The following is a 21,638-nucleotide window of genomic DNA, read 5'->3' on the forward strand; positions in this document are numbered from 1 at the left end:
TTTGGTTTTTGGAGAGCGCTTCAGCGCAATGTATTATCCACCCACGCGGGCGCGATATGCGGATGCGAAGACGATGGTTCCAGATCATGGAGCAGGCGTAAAACCCGCGGTGGCGTGAGCGGCAAGCGTGAGACTGGTTTGCCGATGGCACGTGAAACAGCGCAGGCAATCGCCGAACCGACAGCGAGAATAGGAACTTCCCCTGCCCCTTTCGTGCCGAGCGGCCCGATGGATGGCGCACCTTCGTAAAGATCGGCAACTACGGGAACGACATCCTGCGCCAGCGGCACGCGGTAGGTCTCGAAACCATCCTGCGCGATGCGTCCGTCATCGGTTATCGTCACCTCCTCGTGCAAGGCATAACCCAGTCCCTGAACCACGCCGCCCTGAACCTGTCCCATAATGGCGCGTGGGTTGAGCGCGCGCCCGACATCCTGCACGACGCGATAGGCGAGCACCTCAACATGTCCGGTATCGGGATCAACAGCCACTTCCGCCTCGTGTACAACAAAGACCGGAATATCGAGCGCTTCGATGAAATGCCCCATCGCGCAACCGGTCATGGCAGGCGTGTTCTTGGCTGTGAAGCTGCCGGTGCCGGTGATCGGCCCCGTCGTTGCTTGCGCGTGGGCCACGACCGCCGGGATGGTGACGCCAGATCCCGGACGACCATCGATTTCCACCCTGCCTTCACGCAGCACGAGGCTCCCCGGTGGCGTCTGCAACATCTCGCCTGCAGATCGTAACAGTTTCTCTTTGACCTCAGCGGATGCGCCCATGCTGGCCGCGCCAATAGAGACTGTTGTTCGCCCGCCACCGACACCGGCGTCCAGGCCTGCCGCATCCGTATCGGCTTCCTTCACCACCACCTGATCCGGCTTCAACCCCAATTGGCCCGCCACGATCTGCGGCAAGGATTGCATCATCGTGCCGGAGCCGATCTCCACACCTGATGTCACCAACGTAGCGCTGCCATCTGCGTTCATGTTGATAGTAGCGGCAGACGGGCCAACGAAGATGAACCACGTCCCGACCGTCGTAGCGCGGCCATAAAGGCGGCCATCGGCCTTGCCCTCGGCGGTGCCGGTTTTTGTTCGCAGCGCATCCATGCGCTCCAGCATCGGGCTCAGCACATCGCCTTCAAATATCTGACCCGTTGGCCCAAGATCGCCATCGNCCAGAACGTTTCGTTTACGAAACTCTATTGCGTCCATGCCGATTGCCGCACAAATTTCGTCAGTGTGACGCTCCAGCGCAAAGCCGTTATAGACGCCGTTACAGGCCCTGAATGCGCCGTTTGGAGGCGTGTTGGTGTAGATCGCGCGGCTGACAAGCCTGACAGCACCCAGCCGATAACTACCGCCCAGGGTGTGCGAGGTCATCGTCGTGAGGAAAACTTGCTCACCGCCATAGGCGCCGCAATCCATCAGGACCACTGCCTCGCGCCCGACGATCTCACCATCAACCGTTACCGCCGACCGAATGGTTATCTCCGCGTTTTCCCGGCACAGGCAGGTCGCCATTTCCTCCTGCCGGGTATTTTCCAGAATGACGCCGCGTCCCGTCATGCGGGCCAGCAATGCCGTGATCGGCTCAATGGAGGCATCGAATTTCAGACCGAAGGCTCCGCCCACTGGTGGCACGGTGACGCGAACACGCCCCGGCGGCAGTTGCATGACGCGCCCGGTGACATTGCGCACGGTCCAGGGCACCTGCGTCGACGTCTGGATATGCGCGCGCCCATCCTCCCAGCTACCAATCGCAACACGCGGCTCGAACGGCAAATGGCTTTGTCTGCCGACCGAAAAGCTGCTTTCGACGATGGTCACGTCATCGCGTGCAAAGGCGGCATCGACATCACCCCGCACTGACTTTGCTTCCCAGGCAGTGTTTCGAGAACGCGCACCGCCCTCCGTCAAAACCTCATAGTCACGCCAGTTTTCGTGCACCAGCCGAGCGTCGGGCTCAAGCGCTTCGGCCATGGTCAGGACGGGCTCGAGTGGTTCAATCTCGATAATGATAGCCTTGAGGGCGGCCCGCGCATCCGCCTCTGTTTCGGCAGCGATGGCGGCGATGGGTTCGCCGTTGTAGCGGATCATATCAACGGCGAAAAGCGGATGATCGGCAATACCGATACCATAGTTTCCCGGAGCATCCGCAGCTGTCGCAATGGCCAGCACGCCGGGGCATTCAAGCGCAGTGGACACGTCGAGCCTGATGATGCGACCGGAGGGAACATTGGAGCGCAACAAAACCGCATGCAGCATATCGGGACGGGCGCGGTCGTTGGTATAACAGGTGCGCCCACGCAGCTTGTCGCGGGCGTCGCGGCGCGGAAGGTCCATGACAGTCGTGGAAACCTCAACCATGGGCGCGCACTCCAGCGATAACATCCATGACGGCATCGATGATCCGCTCGTAGCCGGTGCAACGACAGATATTGCCCACCATCGCCGCTTTGACATCGGCACGGCAGGCATCGGGATGATCTCGCAGAAAATGCGAGAGGCTCATGACCATGCCGGGAAAACACATGCCACACTGAACGGCGTCAGCGGCTTCGAACGCCGCCTGAAGCGGATGCAATGGCCCGTCACCGCTCGACATCGCCTCGATTGAGGTGACGCTCGCCCCCTCCAGCAGGCCAACTGGGCGAAGGCAGGACATAACCGCTTCTCCATCGACATGCACGGTGCAGGCACCGCAAAAGCCTTCGCGGCAGACAGCTTTGGTGCCGGTCAAGAAACGCTCGTGGCGCAGTACATTGACCAGAGGCGTCATCGGATCACCATTGAAACGACAGATGGAGCCGTTGATGCGAAGCGTCACCGTCATCTGGCATCCTCCTTGTGCGACAAAGCTTCTAGGCCGCGGCGGACCAGCGTCGGCAGCACCTGACGGCGATACCAGCCATCCGCTTCGATACCGTTTCGCCCTTCGAAATCGTTGCACGTCTCAGCCAGAGAGGCCGCTATCTGCGCGCTTGCCGGACGCCCGCCGGGTTCACGGGAAAATGCTTCTTCGAGCTTGGTCCAGCGCCGCGCAACCTCCTCCACAGAACCGACCGCGATCTGTATCTGTCCCTTGCTCGACAGGGCGCATGACACGATCGCAACCGGATAATCTCCAGCACGGCGCAGCGGCAGCCTCACATGGGCGCTGGCGATGATATCGCGGGAAATAATAACGCTCGTAAGGATCGCGTCTGCCAGCACCTGCTCCCTATTCGCAAGAAAACACGCAAGCGGCATGCGCAAAGGTGCTTGGGTAGCACGCAACTCAACGATGGCATCAACAGCGAGGAGTGCGGGCAGAAGGTCTGCGGCTGCAAAACCCGGCGTACAGAGATTACCGCCAAGCGTCGCCACGCGGCGAATGGCAGGATTGGCGGAACTCGATGCAGCAAGAGCAACGGCTTCAAATCCGGCAAGACCGAGCAGCGCCTGCCCAAGCGCCTCATGCGTGACCGCTGCACCAATGGTGATCGTGTCGTCGGATATGTAGATTGCCTTAAGACCTGCAATTGCGTGTAGCGAGACCAGCGCTTGCGGCAGGTCAACGCCTCTACGCGGATCACGCATCAACCACGTACCACCGGCCAAAATCGCAGCGCCCTGCCTTTTTGCGGCAAGCGCTTCCTCGATAGTGCCGGCAACGGTCAAAGACCGCTCCAGATTATCGAACATCGTTCAGGANCCCTCAGATGCCATCTTTTGCGGCGTTACAGCATAGTGTCCCAGCCGGAACCCCATGTGAAATAGTTGTTTCTTGAAAGTCATATCGATAAATCAGATAGCGCTTGATCGCTGCTCAACGCCGGGCAATGCAGTCACAGCAACGCCCGGTGTGAGGGCGATTACGCCCAGTGAGCAACGCTGCGCTTTTCGAAGCTCTCGCGGAACTGGGCGGTGGTTTTTTCCAGCACCTCGCCGCTTTCCCAATCCAGAATGACGGCAAAACGGCGCACTGCATCGAGGGAATTGATCTCTCCGGCTTTGTATCGCGCGGATACCGTATGCGGATCCATCCGCGCCCAGTCCTTGCGGTTTGCTCTTATTTCGGCGCGTGCAGCCTGTGTCGCAGACGGGTCGATCTCATATTTGCAAAGATCGGGATCGATAGCCTTTACAACCACACCGTAATCGACTTTCGCACGCTCGATCGACACGTAATCGTCAATCACATCTTCCATCACGTGGACGGGATCGCGCTCCAGCGGATCTCCAAACCCACCGCCGCCTGCTGTCGGCCGAGCAAATTCATCACCGGTAAACACGGGATAATCGGNAAACACGGAACCGAGCCACGTGTCGGCATCCTCACCGGCGCGGCGGATGGTCAGGCCGTGTGGCATGGAGGGAAGTCCGCCTTCCACACCCCAGACAACGGCCCTTTCGCGGTCGCAGATATAGGACATGACCGCGCCTTCTGCCTCCAGTAACAGAGACGNTTTTTGCACACCGACGCCACCGCGCCATTTGCCCGGACCGGCAGAATCCCGCTTGATCTGGAACTCAGTGGTGCGGGTCGGATTGACGCGCTCGTTGCCTTCATTGGGCTGAGACATCAACCCGGTTCCGAAACATGCCGTCGTCACGTCAGCGCCATCCTTACCGTTGCGACCGCCCCAACCGCCCGGCAGCCACTCATAAAACATGAAGATCGGCTTTTCAGGCTTGCGCGCATCCCGGCCACCGGCCAGCAGATATTCAAGGTTGAATGCGCAGGCGATGGCGCGTTCCGGCATGATCTGCGACCACATCTCGAAAATGGCGTTCATGATCNTTTCGAACGGCATGAGGAAGCCGGTCACGGCAACTGGCCATTCAGCACTGACGACGCTGTTCTTCGGCGCCGTTACCCGGATCATTCGGTAAAAACCACTATTGAGGGGAAGATCGGGAAAGAACGTCTTCATGCCCGCAACCACCGCTGAGAAGGTCGCGCCGGGAGCGGAGTTGTACATGGAGGCGATTGTGGCGTGACTGCCGGTGAAATCGTAATGAACCGCATCGCCCTTGATCGTCATCTTGATGCGGATTGGAATCATGCCTTCCCCGGCACCCAGATCGCGATCTATATAGTCGACGGTTTCCCACGTTCCGTCTGGCAATTCGGCCAAACGTTTACGCACCGCCCGCTCGACATAGTCCTGCACCTCTTCCATGCCGCGCGTGACCTTGTCGCGACCGTATTTCTTCGTCAGTCGCAACAGTTCGCGCTCCGCCGCCTGCGTTGCCTGCGCCTGCGAGTGAATGTCGCCGATGATGGAGGCAGGGTCGCGGGTGTTGGCGGCAATCATGTTGGCCACATCAGAGCAGAAGCGTCCCTGGCGGAACAGCCGTACCGGCGTGATCCGCAATCCCTCGCGAAACATGTCTCGCGCCGTTACATCGAACGATCCGGGGACAGAGCCACCAAGATCGGACCAGTGGCCGTTGGATTGCGCAAAGCCGATCAGCTTGTCTTCATCGAAGATGGGCCGCACCAGCCGCACGTCACTGAAATGCGTACCACCCGCATAGGGGTCGTTGATCGCGTAGACATCGCCGGGAGCCATATCGCCTTCAAAAACGCGGATCACCTCTTTGCAGGTGTTGTGCAGGGTGCCGACATGGACAGCGATGTCGTAATTGCCCTGCGCAACGGAGTTGCCGTCAGCATCGTGCAGCGCGTTGGAGAAGTCCCTGTTATAGATGACGAAGGAATAGCAGGTGCGTAGCATCTGCTCGGCCATCTGATCGACGGTGGTAATGAATGAGTTCTTCAAAACCTCGAAGGTAACAGGATCGAGGCCGTTTTCCGTTTCCGCAAATTTGGTCATTTCTCAGCCTTTCGTTCCGATCAGAATGTTCAGGAAAGCGTCAACCCTCGCGCTCATGCCTGGTGGGACGACCGTGGTGGAATCAAATTGTTCGACTATGGCGGGGCCAACGAACATTGCGCCTGCCTCGAGAATTTCACGCTGATAGATCGCTGCTTCATGGGATACGCCATCGAACCAGACTGCACGGCGGGCGATCGGCTCCGGTGTATGATCCCTCACCTCGTATTTCGGCAAATCAGCCTTGGGCACGATACCGGCGGCCTTGATGGCGATGCGAAAGACCGATACCGGCGCTTCGTCGCGGCGGTAGTTGAACTCCCGCTCATGCTCTGCATGGAATGCCTCGATCAGCGCGCCGATGCTATCGATTTTGGGCGGTGCGTTGACGGCAAGCGAGCGCCATTGGCCCTGATACATCATCTCCACCGTGCGCTGCAGTGCCATGTCGCCGGGCGCGATACCTTCGTGAGACAGCCGCTCGGTCGCCTGCATTTCCATGCGCTGGAACGCCGCTTCCATCTCATCTGGCGAAACTGCGGAGGCGTCCGCCATGAAGCTTTCGGAAAAATCATGCTGCACATCCACCAGCAGGCAGCCGAGGGCAGAGGTGACGCCAGGATTGGGTGGAACGATAACGGTTGGAATGGAAAGCTCTCTGGCAACCGCTGCCCCATGCAACGCGCCAGCGCCACCGAAGGCAACAAGGGCAAAATCGCGCNGGTCGTAACCCCGGCTGACGGACAGAAGACGAACGGCATTGGCCATATTGGCGTTGGCCACGGCAATGATGGCTTCGGCAGCTTTGTGAAGGCTCATGCCGAAGGGTGTCGCAACCGTTTCCTGAACGGCCTTCGCCGCAAGGGCCGGGTCAAGTGTGATCTTGCCGCCAGCAAGGCTGCTACCCAGCCGCCCCAGCACCACATTGGCGTCCGTGTTCGTAGCAACGGGATTACCGTTACGATAGCAGGCGGGGCCCGGATGGGCTCCGGCAGACTGANGGCCGTTGCGCAGCGAGCCGCCTTCGTCCTGCCAAGCCAGAGATCCACCACCGGCACCAATCGTCAGAACCTCGATCGATGGAAAGCGGATCGGATATCCATATTCAATGTACCAATCCTTGGTGATGCGCGACTGGCCGTTCCATGCCAACGAAACATCCGTGCTCGTGCCGCCCATATCGAAGCCGATGGAGTTGGGAAAACCGCAGAGATTGCCGATGAAACGACTGGCGATGGCCCCAGCGGCAATGCCGGAACCCGCAAGGCGGGCGGAAAACTCCTTGACGCTTGCGGGCGTCATCACGCCGCCGCCTGAGTGTAGAAGCAGCAGATCGCGGCGGTACCCGCCCGCCGCTAGCTTATCGCTGAGGCGCGACACGTAATCGACAACCACCGGCGCACAGACGGCATTCGCCATCGTCGTGGAAAAGCGCTCATGCTCGAAAATTTCCGGCATCACTTCGGAAGAAACCGAGACCGGAATATCCGGCATGACCTGTTTCAGAATATCACGCATGCGCCGCTCATTGGCGCCGTTAACGTAGGAGTTCATGAAGCAGACAGCGACCGACTTCACCTCACGCTTCTTGAGGATTTCGGCCACGCGAATGGCGTCCTCTTCATTCAGCACCTCCAAAATCACACCCTCTGCGTCCACACGTTCGCGCACGGTCAGGCGATCACGACGTGGAATATAGGGCTTCGCGACATCCTTGTAGGTGTCCCAGAGGTCTTCCTTGTTGGCCCGCCGGATTTCAACAACATCACGAAATCCTTCGGTGCACACCATGGCAGCCCGCGGCAGGCGGCGTGTGATCAACGCATTCGTTGCGACCGTTGTGCCATGAGAAAACATCGTGACCTCGGACAGGTCAATGCCGGCCTGCTCCACACCGTTCAGAATGGCGCGCATCGGATCGTCAGGCGTCGAGCCGGTTTTCTCGATACGGATCGCACCGGTATCCTCATCCATGATGCAGATATCGGTAAAGGTTCCGCCGACATCCACGGCAACTCTCGTCTTTGTCATACTCGTGTCCTTAAGGCTGTTTGAGGCCGCAGTTTCCCTGCCCGGCCACACATGCTTGTGGCCGAGGTCGACATTTTCTTGGGAGGAGTGTTTCTACCGCGTCAGTGTCGCTGCATATCCGCGAATGATCGCGCTCGCAGCACTGCCTCTCGACGCGTGTCGCTTGGCGAACATCCAAATCTGGTCCGGTAGTGTCGGCAGAACTGCGACTGGTCAGCAAATCCCCAACGATAGGCGATCTCGGCGATTGTCGCGGTATGGGTTACCGACATCAAGTCTTCAGCGCAGTGGTCGAGGCGGCTATCACGGATGAAGCCATTGATCGACTTGCTGCTTTCCTGAAACAGGCCTTGCAGATAGCGCAATGATATTCCGCCAGCATCCGCAACGGCCTGCGGCCCTAGCGATCGGCTCTTGATATTGTCGCGGATATATTGCTCGGCGCGGTGCAGGTGCCCCGCCCGTATGGAGGAAATGCTGCTGTCCAGAACCCGGTCGTCACTGACGATAGACAGACAAAGCATTTCGAGAATGTGCCTGCCAGTCATTTCTCGTGCCGCCTCGCTGAGATCGGCGACATGCCCGATTGTGGTGCGCACGGTATCGAGAAACAGCGCGGCAACGCCGCTCGTGCCATCGAAGCTTAAGGCACTGAACCTGTCGGTCGAGCCGATGCGCGAGCGGACACTGGCGGATGGCACTTTCAGCACCCACAGAGCATTGGGCCGCCCATGCCAGAATTCATAGGGCGCATCACCGCGTTCCAGCAAAAACCCGCCAGGATCGCATTTGACGCTGCGCGAACCTTGCGAAAAGTTGATTTCGCTGAGTTCTGGAATGGAAACCAGAAGGCTTGCATCGCTCTCGTTGAGAAAATGACGGCGATGTCGGCGATAACGCACGCCGTCACACTGCATCCGCGAAACACCCACGAGACCAAGAGACCAGGTTTCCAGTTGTCCGGTGAATTCCCGCCGACTACGATACTCCGTATCCAGCGGAAAGTATGTTTCTGTCACTGCGGCCTGCCAGGCATCACCTCCAGCAAGACCGCCGACATTATCGACGACGTATCTCATTCTTCGATATTCCCCTGTGGTCCGGCNTTTCCGGTTCCTTTTATTGAGTTCAAGATACATCAATTTCGGGGAGCGTATTGCTAAAAAACGCACAAGTTTCTGAACCCAGCCGCATCGGCCATGTCGGCGGAGATGTTATGCGCTGACTGAACGACCTCATTTCCGAAGAGACTGAATGTAGCCGCGCCAGCCACCCAGTTGGGTGATTTCCTGCGCCCCGGTCACTGCATGCGCTTCGCACAGGAAGCCGGAGACCTGGCTGCCATCGTCCAGCGTGATCTTGCCTATGCCAAGCGGGGCTGGAATATTCTGGACGAAACGACCGAATGCATCGGGCGTGATTTTCCACACCTCGATCTCAAGTCCTTCGCCGAGAAAACCAGGCTCTCTGATAAGGCCGGGCTTGGGTGGCGTGGTGTTGGGAAGCACGAACAAACGATAGTCGCCCGCCGTTCTGCATGTCTTGATGAGAATACCGCCGGGACCGGTCAGTTCGTGGTTCAGCGGCATACCGGACAGATGTGCGCCAACAACGACAATCGGCACCAGCCCGTCATCTGATACGGCCACGCGGGAGGCTTCGGGATGTGCGGCATTCTATCCTTGCCCATACCGCAGGCCACCGCGCGATGAAGCGCATCGGCGAAGGGTGCGAGCGCGTCATCTGAGAAGGAGGGGCCGAACAATGTTACGCCCGATGGAAGATGATCATCGGTGTCGAAACCAGCGGGTATCGCAATTGCCGCATAACCGAACAGGTTGGCAAAATTGGTGTATCGCCCGAAGTGACCGTTCTTTGCGACAGGGTCGGCCAACATCTCTTCCACCGTGTAGGTGGTCGGTGATGTCGGCAGCATCAGCATATCGACCTTTTCCCATTCCTTCAGCGTCAATTGCCGCAGGGCTTCCAGCCTGTAGAGACCTTGGAAAGCATCAACGGCGGTGTAGGCTTCTGCGCCAGCTATGATGCTTCGAACCGTAGGATCGAAGTCTTCGCTGTTTGTCGCGAAGAAATCCTTCACAGCCGCCAGCCGTTCCGCCACCCATGGCCCGTTGTAAAGGAGTTCTGCAGCTTGCCGGAAAGGCGCGTAGTCGAATTCCACGATCTGCGCGCCGAGCGCGTTGGCCCGTTCGATGGCGGCATCATACAGCGCTTCATAGGCGGCATTGCCATAGAATTCTCGTTCGGAATGAGCGAGGACACCGACCTTCAATCCAGATGTGGGAAGCGTGATGGGTTTGGCTGTTTTCGAGAATGGATCGGCAGCGTCATATCCATCCATGACCTTGCGAACCGCCACGCCATCCCCCACCGTTCCGGCAAATACGGTGACCACATCGACGGAGCGGCAGGCGGGAACGACGCCGACATTCGGTACCAGCCCCGGTGTCGGCTTGATGCCGACGAGGTTGTTGAAGGCGGCGGGAACACGGCCCGACCCTGCCGTATCCGTTCCCAGCGCAAAGCAGGCAAGACCGGACGCGACGGCGACGGCTGACCCGGACGACGATCCACCAGATACATAGGCCTTGTCGAACACCGAACGCGGCGCGCCGTGGGGTGAGCGTGTGCCGTTCAGACCAGTAGCGAATTGGTCGAGGTTCGTCTTGCCGATGACAAGCGCCCCTGCTGCCTTCAACCGCGCGACGACTGTCGCATCCTGTTGCTGATCATAGGCAAAGGCCGGGCATGCCGCCGTCGTTGGCAACCCGGCAACGTCGATATTGTCCTTCACAGCNAATGGTACGCCCCACAGCGGCAGGCTATTGACTAAGGGCGCGCGGGCCATGAGTTCCCGCGCGGCGGCACGCAACGCCTCTGCCGGGGTCTTGGTAATGAAGATGGCCGGATCATCACAAGCGTCGATGCGAGCCAGCACTTCCTCCACCAGATCAAGTGGTGTAAGGCCGTTGGCATATGCCTGTTTCAGTGAAGTGAGATCGAGAAACATGGGTAGCATCAGATTGTCTCCAGAACGATGAGGACATCGCCTGCCTTGACATTACGGCCCGGTCCGGCGCGAAGCTCGCGGACGCGGCCCGGCGCATGGGCGGTGACGTTGATTTCCANTTTCATGGATTCGATGATGGCGAGTGTTTCGCCTGCATCAACCTTCTGGCCTTGCTCGACCAGAACCTTCCAGACATTGCCCGGTACGGCACTTTCGATACCGAAGCATCCTTCTGCGATGTCGCCACCAGCGCCGACGCTTGCGCCTTCATCGGGCACGAAACTGTCGAGGCCCTGTTCTTTCCAGCGCTGACGCTCGGCCTCGAATGCTGCCTGTTGCCCCGCTTTGAAAGACCCGATGCCGGAGGCGTCTCTCACGAGATCTGCCTCGTAATCCGCATAGGAAAATTCGCCCTCGTCAATGCGGATGGGATAGCCGCCATGCGGAAAGGCGGCGCGTGCTTCCGTCAACTCCGCATGCGAAACGGGGAAGAACCGCACCTGATCGNAAAAATCCAGCAGCAATGGCTTGTCTTTGCCGAAGACCGGCGTTTGCCGCCAGGTGTTCCACATCTGAATGGTGCGGCCGAAAAGCTGGTAACCACCCGGTCCTTCCATACCGTAGATGCACATATACGCCCCGCCGATGCCGACGGCGTTTTCCGGTGTCCATGTGCGGGCCGGATTGTACTTCGTCGTGACTAGGCGATGGCGCGGATCGAGCGGCGTGGCAACCGGTGCGCCGAGATAGACATCGCCAAGGCCCATGACCAGATAAGAGGCGTCGAAGATGGTGTCTTTCACCGCCTGCTCATCCGCAAGCCCGTTGATGCGGCGGATGAACTCGATGTTGGAGGGGCACCAGGGGGCGTTAGGGCGTACAAGTTCCTGATATTTGCGCATCGCAAGTTCAGCGTCCGGGTCGTTCCAGGATAGCGGTAACCACACAGTCCGGCTTGGTACCTTCACAGACTGCACCGAAGGCATGCCATCCTCGATATCGGACAGCAGCCCAAGCAACCTCGTGCGGGCAAGGCTCGATCCATCATAGTGGATCTGCAAGGATCGTATGCCGGGCGTGAGATCGATCACGCCGGGCAGTTTGGCTTCGTTGACAGCCTGCATCAGCAGATGCGCGCGCAACCTCAGGCCCACATCGAGTTGCATCGAACCATATTCGACCAGCAGATTGTCATCGCCCTGGCGACGATAGGTAACGGGAACCTCGGCATCTTCACGCCGTGCGAGAATGGGCGAACCGGCGTCATCCGAGATACGCTTGGCGACCGGTCCGGCAATCGGGTCCTGCGCACGGGCCACCGGGTGGAAGCGGATTTTGTCGCCGGGCTTGAGTTGCCCCANTTTCCACTGCTCATCGGCTGCAATGACGGCAGGGCAGACGAAGCCGCCCAGCGAGGGTCCATCAGGTCCAAGGATGATAGGCATATCGCCGGTAAAATCGATGGAGCCGATGGCATAGGCATTGTCGTGCAGGTTGGATGGGTGAAGTCCAGCCTCGCCGCCATCCGTGCGCGCCCACTTCGGCGCGGGGCCGATAAGGCGCACGCCCGTGCGGGCAGAGTTGAAATGCACCTCGTAGTCTGTCGAAAACAGCGTTTCGATATCGTCCTCAAGGAAGAAATCGGGCGCACCGTGTGGGCCGTAGACGACACCAACGGACCATTCGCGGGTCAGGTCCACAGGTTCCACCGCGGGCGTGATCTCTGTCTGCACCGCNTTTGCAAGGCGCAACACCTGGCCTGCGCGCAATGGTCCGGTGGCGTTTCCGCCGAACTGGCCAAGCCCGAAGGTGGCGCGGGAGCCGAGCACGACGGGCGCATCAAAGCCGCCGGAAACGGCAAGATAGGCCCGCTGCCCTGCACCTTTGATCTGCCCGATGGCAAGCGTCTGTCCCGCATGTATGCGATGGGGAACATTGTGATCGACCGGTTCGCCATCCACGGTCATCGGCATGTCGGCACCCGCCAGCGCCACGGTGGCGTCTGTGAAAAATTTCAGGACCGGCCCCGACACGGTAAGCTCGAGTGCTGCAGTATAATCATGATTGCCGACGAGGCGGTTGGCGTGGCGAAAGGAGCGCTCGTCCATCGGGCCGCTGGGCGGAACGCCGACATTCCAGAGGCCAAGACGGCCCGGAAGTTCCTGAAGGCTGGATTGCGCACCGGATGAAATCACCTCCACCACATCAGGCACGAAGGCGAAATCTTTGAGCGCAGTCGTTGCCACATCGCCGCTGCCGAACAGGTCGGATTTGGTAATGGCATTGAGATAGTCGAGGTTGGTTTCGATACCGGAAATCGATGTTGCCGATAGCGCCTTTTTCAGCGCGTTGATAGCGTCCTGTCGCGTGTCACCCGTCACGATGATCTTGGCGAGCATCGGGTCGTAAAACGGCGTGACCTCGGTTCCCGTCTCGATCCAGCCATCCACCCGCACATCCGGTGGAAAGACGACCTCGGTCAGCAGCCCCGCACTGGGCCGAAAATCCGCGTGCGGCATTTCCGCATAGACCCGCGCCTCGATTGCCGCGCCCTTCAGCATAAGATTGTCTTTGCCGGTCAGAACATCCTCACCGGCAGACTGGCGGATCATCCATTCGACCAGGTCGATGCCGAAAACCGCTTCTGTTACGGGATGTTCGACCTGCAAACGGGTATTCACCTCGAGGAAGTAGAACGCCTGACGCGCAGGATCGAAAATAAATTCTACAGTACCTGCGGATTGGTATTTGACCTGCGTACCCAAAGCCACAGCGGCCGCATGAAGCTTCTCCCGCATAGCAGAAGACAAGCCCGGTGCAGGTGTTTCTTCGATGACTTTCTGATTTCGCCGTTGCAGCGAGCAATCACGCTCACCCAGCGCAATAACCCTGCCCTCGCCATCTCCGAAGATTTGAACCTCGACATGGCGCGCCTTGGCGACGAAGCGTTCCAGATAAACGCGGGCATCGCCAAAGCTTGCCTTGGCCGTGCGCTGGACGCTTTCGAACGCTGCTTTTAACGCTGCCGCGTCGTCACACAGTTGCATGCCGATGCCGCCGCCACCAGCCGTGGATTTCAGCATCACCGGATAGCCGACGCTATCAGCGGCAACCAGCGCCTCGTCAACCGAGGCCAGCAGATCCGATCCTGGCAGCAGCGGAACGCCGCTTTTCTTCGCCAGCGCTCGTGCCGTGTGCTTCAAACCGAACTCAGCAATGTTTTCCGGCTTCGGGCCTATGAAGACAATGCCTTCGGCCTTCAGTCTTTCAGCAAAGCCGATGTTTTCAGAGAGAAAACCATAGCCGGGATGCACCGCCTGAGCGCCGGTTGCCTTACAGGCGGCAATGACGGCGTCGACATTCAGATAGCTTTCCGCAGCCGGTGCNGGACCGAGACGAAACGCTTCGTCAGCCATCAGCGTTGCCTTGGCAAAACGGTCGGCATCGGAATAGACGGCAACGGACGCAATGCCCATGAGCCGCAATGTGCGAATAACGCGAACCGCGATTTCACCGCGATTGGCGACCAGAACTTTGGTGAACATGGCGATCAAGCCTCCCCATTCCAAACCAGAACGCGGATCGGCGTCGGGTCAAAACCGTTGCAGGGATTGTTGATCTGCGGGCAGTTGGAAATGACGAGCAGCACGTCCATTTCAGCCTCCAGTTCCACGTAATCACCCGGGGATGAGATGCCATCGACTATGGTCATACCGCCGTTGGGGGAGATCGGAACGTTCATGAAGAAGTTGATGTTGGCGGGAATATCACGCTTGCCCATGCCGTATTTTGCGACCTCCGCCACGAAGTTGTCGCGGCAGGCATGCAGATATTTCGTACCGTGCCCGAAGCGTACCGTGTTGCTCTCGCATGAGCAGGCGCCGGCAGAGGTGTCATGCCGCCCGCAGCTGTCTGCCGTCATGCGCAACATGACCCGGCCTTCGCTCGACATAACTTTCGTGCCGGTGGAGATATAGGCGGCATTCTGCTCGCGCACCGTATCCTGGCTGGAATAGCGCTCGGAATAATCGTCTGCGTTATAAAACAGCGTATCGATGGCCTGCTGGCCATAGCTGTCTTCGATGCGGACCGTCTGACCTTTGCGAATGATGGTCGAAAACGGCTTTTCGGCTGCGATGTAATGGTCCTGCGCGGTATTTTCGAGCGTGCGGGACGGAGCGGTCTGGATGAAATTGGTCATGATCGGTCTCCCCGGCTCAAAGTTCGGCGGCTGCATTGTTTTCAAAACCCCGGATCGCCTCTGCGCTCGCGGTGCGGCAAAGATCGTCGGCGGCAACGGTTGTCGCGGCGATGCGCGTGATCGTCACCGGGTTGGGCGCATAGGCAGGGTTCGGATCGAGCGGGTGTGGGCAATTGGACAAGCCTACGACCATGTCCATCTCGGCGCGCAGTTCCACATAATCGGCGCCGTTGAGGAGCGCCGAGTTCCAGAAGAAACGGCCTTCCGCATCTACGCGCACGGGTGCAAACAGGGTCAACGCTGCAGGAATATCGCGCCGGTCGAGACCGATCTTCATGGCGAGTTTGACGAAATTGTCGCGGGTGTCGCGCAACTCGTGGCCTTGATAGCGGGCATTGGTTGCAGCGTTCGAACCGCCCACGAGGCAATCATGCGCGCCAGACGAATCTTCGGTGATAGAGAACATGACCCGGCCCATGTCCGAGAAGATGACACGGCCTTTGGAGAGCCCTGTCGTCCACTGCATCTTGACCGTATCGGGCAGGTTCATGCGTTCCGAGGTGTCGCCACTGGCCCAGGCAATGAGTGCAACAGACGAAAAGCCGTGTGTGAGGCTGACGCGCAAAACCTCTTCGCGTTTGACTTTCGTGGACCAGTACCAGCCACCGGGAATGACCTCACGATGGATGACTCTGGCTTCATCGACTGGAATTTCTGGGAAATCGCTGAAGCCCGGCAAGGCCTTGGGCGCGAAATTCAGCCCCTTTTTCTGGTGTTCTTCGTAGCGCGCACGGTTGGCAGCGATGTCTTCAGGCGAACGTCTTAGGTGCATGAGCCTGCTCCATGGGTTAAGTTCGGGTCGTCCCGCTTGTTTTTTGCCCGTAATGCCGGGTCGTCCCGGCGGGCGTTCAAAGCTGTCAGTCGGTACTTGCCGCCCGGCGCGTCGGCCAGATGTGGAGATCGCGGGTAATCGTCGCGCCGTAGCGCATTTTTTCTTCCGGGCGGTCGCGCGGTCTCTCGAACGCGACCACCCGCGTGGCCAGCGTAAAGGCCTCGCGCATGTCATGGGTCACCATGACCACCGTCATCGGCGTCTCGTTCCACAAGCGCTTCATCAACTGGTGGATTTCCGCCCGAGTGCCGGGATCGAGCGCGCCAAAAGGTTCATCCAGCAGCAGTACTTTGGGTGGCATCAACAGTGCCTGCGCCAAGGCAAGACGCTGCTGCATGCCGCCGGAAAGCTGCGCTGGATATTTGTTCTCGGTGCCTTCAAGACCAACATCGGCAATCATGGCGCGGGCATCTTCAATGGCCGCACGACGTGCGGAACCGAACAGTCTCCCCGCAAAANGGGCTGCCGTAAGCTCTCTGCCGATCAGCACGTTGCCGAGAACCGTGAGATGCGGAAACACCGAATAACGCTGGAACACGACGCCTCGGTCGGCCCCCGGTTCTGGCGACAAGGGCTGGCCATCCATGAAAATGGCTCCCCGCGTTGGGCGCTCCTGTCCGAGGATCATGCGCAGGAAAGTGGTTTTTCCGCAGCCCGATGGCCCAACCAGTGCCACGAAAGCACGGGATTCGATCTCGAGCGAGATGNTTTCCAGAACGATCTGGTCGCCATATTCCTTCCAGACGTTGTCCATCCTGATCGCGCTCATGCGTTTGTCTCCGTGGCCGACCAAGGGAATACGGCAAGCCGCAAACGCTCCAGCAGCCAGTCGGTCAGAACGGCGATCAGGGTTATCCAGACGACGTAGGGAAAGATCACATCCATCGCCAGATAACGGCGCACGAGGAAAATGCGGTAACCAAGCCCGGCATCCGCTGAAATGGCTTCAGCCGCGATTAGAAACAGCCATGCCGGTCCAATCTGCAAACGTATGCAGGTGATAAGGCGCGGTAGCACCTGCGGAAGAACGACGCGAAGCGCGATCTGCCAGGAATTTCCGCCCAAGGTTTCGGCCTTGATGATCTGTTCACGCGGCAGTTCCAGCGCTCGTAGCGCCAGATCGCGGATCATCACGGGAGTGACACCGATGACGATCAAAGCCACTTTTGATACTTCGCCCAGACCCAGCGCGATGAACAGAATGGGCAGCAAGGCCAACGGCGGCACCATGGAGATGGCACCGACGAATGGCGATAGCAGCGAACGCGCATAGGGCAACATGCCGATTAACATGCCAACGATCAGCGCTATCGCGGTTGCGATGCCAAGACCAGAAAACAGACGGATGAGACTGGCGATCGTATCCGTCCACAAAACGATATCGCCTGTGCGGGCATCCGGTATGAAAGCCATGCGGTTGATGGCGTCTGCAAAGCCGGTCAAGTCGGGCAGCAGCTTGTCATTGGCGTTTTCTGCTAGTCGCGTGGCCGAGCCGATGGTGTAGGCGATGAGAACTGCGGCAAATGGCAAAGCTGCAAGGGCAAGCCGCCCTCCGCTTGAAGGCCGTGTGTTGATCCAGCGCATGGAAAAGCTCCTGATTGAGGCTTTATCACTATGCCGGGCGCATATCGCCCGGTCGCGAGGTGTCTGGCGTTGAATGCCTTACAGTGCGCCCTTGGCGGCCGCGTCCATATATTCCGTGGTAAAGCGGAACTTGATGTTGTCCTTGTCGCCGTGAACTGAACCATCCGGGAAGGCGATGCCGATGACATCTGCAGATGGCGCGCCATTGCCCAGAAGGCCTTTTTCGAACAGGAAGTTGCGAACGAGATCCATTGTCTTCGGAAGATTGGGCGAAGCGGTAAACGCGACCGCGTCTGCGGCTTTATCGAAAAGCTTGGTTGCGGCCATCTGCGCTTCGAAACCGGCAATATCTGTTCCCGAGGCCTTGCCCATCGTCTCGCGTGCGGTTTTGCCTTCAGCGCTGTCTGCGGTCATCACCTTCATCGTGTCGTACCAGATGCCTGCAAGCGCCTTGCCGAAATCCGGATTGTCCTTCAGCAAGTTGGTGTTGGCGACCATGAGATCGATGATTTCGCCGGGGATTTGCGCGCTATCGAAGACTTTTTTGGCCGATGGCGTTTCCATAATGGTCGAGACCAGCGGGTTCCATGTAACGACAGCGGAAACGTCAGGCGTCTGGAATGCGGCAACCATATCCGCGTCCGAGGTGTTGACGACTTTCACATCGCGCTCGGTGGAGCCGATGCTTTCCAGTGCGCGGGCGAGAAGATAGTGCGAAACGGAAAATTCGACCAGGTTGACGTTCTGACCCTTGATATCGGCAAGGCTCGTCTTGTCTTTGAGGATGACGGCGTCATTGCCATTGGAGAAGTCACCGACGATGACGGCAGTGGTATCGACACCGCCAGCGGCTGGAATGGAGAGGCCGTCCATATTGGTCAGCGTCACGGCGTCATAAGCGCCCGCCGTATATTGGTTCATCGATTCCACATAGTCGTTGAACTGCGTGACTTCGATGTTGATGCCGTATTTGTCCGCCCATTTCTTGACGATGCCGTGATCGTTGGCATAGCCCCACGGCATCCAGCCGACATAGATGGACCACGCGACCTTGAAATCCTTCTTCGGTGCGGCCTGCGCCGCAAAGGCGCTGGAGAGAGCCAGCGACGCTGCAAGTGCGGTGATGGAGATGGAGATGANTTTTTTGACTGTTTGCATGGTATTCCCCTTTGCTTTTCTACAAAAAGGGATCGGCACGAACCAACGCAGCCAATCCCTTGGCTAACGAGGTCTCCCGGGCTTTTGTCCCGCCGTGCATCCGGGCAGGATTTCTCCCCACCCAGTGGCTGCTCTCGGACCAGTCACGCACAATGCGCCGGAACCCTAGCGGCCAACTCTGATGTTTTGATACAAGCAAATGGCGTGCCAGATGCAAAAANCGCGCGNTTTTCCGGTATTAAGGAGGCAGAACAGCACGTTCAATTTCCGTTTGATGAAATTTGCAGCACGCAAGATGTCATGTGCCCACGAAATAAACCGTGCTTGAAGCACATCTATTCCATCTCGAGTGACGTCATTCAATAAGGCCGCAAGGGTTTTTGTTGTGCAACTGCCTCTGGCTTCATATCCTACCTGAACTGGTCGTNAAAAACATGCGTCCAATACGGGAGGTAAAGCGTTACCGTCTGCAACGATGGCACACGCCGATTGAACAGGAGACATGGATGTCAGATGATAAAACGGTCAAGGATTGGCAGGAACTTGCCGAAAAGGAACTGAAACGTTCATCCGACAGTCTTGTCTGGCAGACGCCAGAGGGCATTGACGTCAAGCCGCTCTACACCGCCGAAGACATCAAAAACATCCCACACCTCGATAGTTTGCCGGGCTTTAAACCCTTCGTGCGCGGCCCTCGTGCGACCATGTACGCTGGCCGCCCCTGGACCATACGCCAATATGCCGGTTTTTCGACCGCTGAAGAATCCAACGCCTTTTACAAACGCAACCTCGCGGCTGGCCAGAAAGGCCTTTCCGTTGCGTTCGATCTGGCTACCCATCGCGGATATGACAGCGATCATGAGCGTGTGGTGGGAGATGTCGGCAAAGCGGGCGTGGCCATCGACAGTGTCGAGGACATGAAAATCCTTTTTGACGGCATCCCACTCAAAGACATGTCCGTGTCCATGACCATGAATGGTGCGGTCATTCCCATTCTCGCCAGCTTCATCGTCGCCGGGGAAGAACAAGGTTGCTCGAAAGCCGACCTTTCAGGCACCATACAAAACGATATTCTCAAAGAATTCATGGTGCGCAACACCTACATCTACCCGCCTGAACCTTCGATGCGGATTATTGCAGACATCATCGAATACACGGCAAAGGAAATGCCACGCTTCAACTCGATTTCGATTTCCGGCTACCACATGCAGGAAGCGGGTGCGACGCTGGTGCAGGAATTGGCCTTCACCCTGGCGGACGGACGTGAATATGTGCGCGCTGCCCTGAAGAAAGGCTTGAATATCGATGATTTCGCGGGCCGCCTTTCTTTCTTCTTCGCCATCGGCATGAATTTCTTCATGGAGGCGGCGAAGCTGCGCGCTGCACGTCTTTTGTGGTCGCGTATCATGGAGGAGTTCGAGCCGCAAAAAGCGTCATCGATGATGTTGCGCACCCATTGCCAGACATCAGGCGTGTCCCTGCAGGAGCAGGACCCGTATAACAACGTTATCCGTACGGCCTATGAGGCACTGTCTGCTGCGCTAGGTGGCACGCAGTCGCTTCACACCAATGCGCTGGATGAAGCCATGGCGTTGCCGACGGATTTTTCCGCCCGCATCGCCCGCAACACCCAGCTCATTCTCCAGCATGAAACCGGTGTGACAAAAGTGGTCGATCCGCTAGCTGGCTCCTATTACGTCGAAAGCCTCACCAACGAACTGGCTGACAAAGCCTGGGCGTTGATCGAAGAGGTGGAAGCCCTTGGCGGCATGACAAAGGCTGTCGATGACGGTCTGCCGAAAAGGCTCATCGAGGAGGCGGCGACCAGACGGCAGGCGGCCGTGGACCGCGGCGAGGAAATCATCGTTGGCGTCAACAAATTCCGGCTGGNAAACGAAGATCCCATCGACATTCTCGACATTGATAACAGTGCGGTTCGTGCCGGGCAAATCAGGCAACTTGAAAAGGTGCGACGTCAACGGGACCCGAAAGCGGCGCAAGATGCGCTTGCCGCTTTGACGGGGGTCGCCCGCAACGGCGACGGCAATTTGCTGGAAACTGCCGTGGAAGCAGCACGCGCGCGCGCAACAGTAGGCGAGATTTCCGATGCGCTACGCGTTGTTTTCGGGGATCACACCGCAGTGCCGGAGGTCGTGCACGATGTTTACGGCGCCGCCTATGAGAACGATCCCGAATATGCCACCCTGTGCACGCGTCTAAGCGAGCTGTCGGCGGCTGTCGGCTGCCAACCCAAAATGCTGATTGCCAAATTGGGGCAGGATGGCCATGACCGTGGCGCAAAGATCATCGCATCTGCTTTCGGCGATATTGGNTTTGACGTCATTGCTGGCCCTTTGTTCCAGACACCGGAAGAGGCCGCAAGCCTTGCCGTGGAAAGCAAGGTTCATGTGGTAGGCATGTCCTCACTGGCAGCGGGCCACAAGACGCTGGCCCCGCAATTGGTGGAGGCACTGAAAGCCAAAGGCGCGGAAAATGTCATCGTCATCGTCGGCGGTGTCGTGCCACGGCAGGACTACCAGTTTCTGCTGGATAATGGTGTCGCTGCCGTCTTCGGCCCCGGCACCAACGTGCTGGAAGCCGCCCGCGCCGTCGTTGATCTGATGCAGGGCCGACTGAGAAACGCCTAACTCGGAAAAACGACAATTTTGCTCGGCGCGCGAAGCTGCTTTGTACGCCGGACACACAAGTACGGACAACACCCAGATATTTGGTCTCGAAAACGGGTATCCGTAATGACTATAACAGTTTTCTATTTGGAGAATATTCACCAATTTCCAGCAGACTTCGCGCAAAGCTGGGGACAAGTACATGAATGCAATACTTCGCACATTATCAGGTAAGCTCATTCTCGCGACAGGAGCGGCCATCGCAAGCATCCTGATTGCCTATACTACCT

The 21,638-nt window shown here is 58.4% G+C and carries 13 protein-coding genes, 1 pseudogene and 1 riboswitch; of the genes and pseudogenes, 1 reads left to right on the forward strand and 13 read right to left on the reverse strand.

All coding sequences use genetic code 11. The features are described from left to right. Positions 1–20: 20 nt before the first annotated feature. From CUC55_RS14325 to CUC55_RS14385, 13 genes and pseudogenes are all read right to left on the reverse strand, one after another. Entirely contained in the window at positions 21–2,369 is a 2,349-nt protein-coding gene (locus CUC55_RS14325) for a xanthine dehydrogenase family protein molybdopterin-binding subunit (protein ID WP_103088296.1), read from the reverse strand. Next, positions 2,362–2,835, reverse strand: coding sequence for a (2Fe-2S)-binding protein (locus tag CUC55_RS14330; RefSeq protein ID WP_067646656.1), 474 nt, complete (start codon positions 2,833–2,835; stop codon positions 2,362–2,364). The genes CUC55_RS14325 and CUC55_RS14330 overlap by 8 nt, the downstream gene beginning before the upstream one ends. Beyond that, positions 2,832–3,686 carry an FAD binding domain-containing protein gene (locus CUC55_RS14335; RefSeq protein WP_067646659.1) on the reverse strand — a complete coding sequence of 285 codons (855 nt, stop codon included), beginning with the start codon at positions 3,684–3,686 and terminating at the stop codon, positions 2,832–2,834. Before CUC55_RS14335 ends, CUC55_RS14330 begins: the two co-directional genes overlap by 4 nt. 170 nt (positions 3,687–3,856) lie before the next feature. Then, on the reverse strand, positions 3,857–5,824 hold the full coding sequence (locus CUC55_RS14340) for a hydantoinase B/oxoprolinase family protein (RefSeq protein ID WP_103088297.1): 1,968 nt from the start codon (positions 5,822–5,824) through the stop codon (positions 3,857–3,859). A gap of 3 nt (positions 5,825–5,827) precedes the next feature. Continuing rightward, entirely contained in the window at positions 5,828–7,855 is a 2,028-nt protein-coding gene (locus CUC55_RS14345; protein ID WP_103088298.1) for a hydantoinase/oxoprolinase family protein, read from the reverse strand. 101 nt (positions 7,856–7,956) lie between these two features. Continuing rightward, a complete protein-coding gene (locus tag CUC55_RS14350) occupies positions 7,957–8,934 on the reverse strand; it encodes an AraC-like ligand-binding domain-containing protein (protein ID WP_067646668.1) in 978 nt (325 codons plus the stop codon). Between the two features lie 156 nt (positions 8,935–9,090). Then, positions 9,091–10,895, reverse strand: a pseudogene (atzF, locus tag CUC55_RS14355) (allophanate hydrolase). Then, positions 10,895–14,431, reverse strand: coding sequence for an urea carboxylase (gene uca, locus CUC55_RS14360; protein WP_103088423.1), 3,537 nt, complete (start codon positions 14,429–14,431; stop codon positions 10,895–10,897). Before uca ends, atzF begins: the two are co-directional and overlap by 1 nt. A gap of 5 nt (positions 14,432–14,436) precedes the next feature. Then, positions 14,437–15,087 (reverse strand): urea amidolyase associated protein UAAP2, encoded by a 651-nt coding sequence (locus CUC55_RS14365; RefSeq protein WP_067646673.1) that lies wholly within the window; start codon positions 15,085–15,087, stop codon positions 14,437–14,439. A gap of 16 nt (positions 15,088–15,103) precedes the next feature. Further along, positions 15,104–15,919, reverse strand: coding sequence for an urea amidolyase associated protein UAAP1 (locus tag CUC55_RS14370; protein WP_067646676.1), 816 nt, complete (start codon positions 15,917–15,919; stop codon positions 15,104–15,106). 85 nt (positions 15,920–16,004) lie between these two features. After that, positions 16,005–16,748, reverse strand: a complete 744-nt coding sequence (locus CUC55_RS14375; protein ID WP_103088299.1) for an ABC transporter ATP-binding protein — start codon at positions 16,746–16,748, stop codon at positions 16,005–16,007. Further along, complete coding sequence (locus CUC55_RS14380) at positions 16,745–17,563, reverse strand: ABC transporter permease (protein ID WP_067646682.1); 819 nt, start codon at positions 17,561–17,563, stop codon at positions 16,745–16,747. Before CUC55_RS14380 ends, CUC55_RS14375 begins: the two co-directional genes overlap by 4 nt. Before the next feature lie 78 nt (positions 17,564–17,641). Continuing rightward, a complete protein-coding gene (locus tag CUC55_RS14385) occupies positions 17,642–18,721 on the reverse strand; it encodes a putative urea ABC transporter substrate-binding protein (RefSeq protein WP_103088300.1) in 1,080 nt (359 codons plus the stop codon). 71 nt (positions 18,722–18,792) lie between these two features. Next, positions 18,793–18,901: riboswitch (guanidine-I (ykkC/yxkD leader) on the reverse strand. A gap of 326 nt (positions 18,902–19,227) precedes the next feature. On the opposite strand from CUC55_RS14385, the gene scpA reads away from it, so the two are divergent. Continuing rightward, positions 19,228–21,369: a methylmalonyl-CoA mutase gene (gene scpA / locus CUC55_RS14390; protein WP_103088301.1), complete on the forward strand. Its 2,142-nt coding sequence runs from the start codon at positions 19,228–19,230 to the stop codon at positions 21,367–21,369. Positions 21,370–21,638 lie beyond the last annotated feature (269 nt).

Source organism: Agrobacterium bohemicum, assembly GCF_002896715.1.
Lineage (GTDB): Bacteria > Pseudomonadota > Alphaproteobacteria > Rhizobiales > Rhizobiaceae > Agrobacterium > Agrobacterium bohemicum.

Coding starts and splice junctions, on each gene's coding strand:
- CUC55_RS14330 (WP_067646656.1), bottom strand. CDS start 2,835: ATGACGGTGACGCTTCGCATCAACGGCTCCATCTGTCGTTTCAATGGT.
- CUC55_RS14335 (WP_067646659.1), bottom strand. CDS start 3,686: ATGTTCGATAATCTGGAGCGGTCTTTGACCGTTGCCGGCACTATCGAG.
- CUC55_RS14350 (WP_067646668.1), bottom strand. CDS start 8,934: ATGAGATACGTCGTCGATAATGTCGGCGGTCTTGCTGGAGGTGATGCC.
- CUC55_RS14365 (WP_067646673.1), bottom strand. CDS start 15,087: ATGACCAATTTCATCCAGACCGCTCCGTCCCGCACGCTCGAAAATACC.
- CUC55_RS14370 (WP_067646676.1), bottom strand. CDS start 15,919: ATGCACCTAAGACGTTCGCCTGAAGACATCGCTGCCAACCGTGCGCGC.
- CUC55_RS14380 (WP_067646682.1), bottom strand. CDS start 17,563: ATGCGCTGGATCAACACACGGCCTTCAAGCGGAGGGCGGCTTGCCCTT.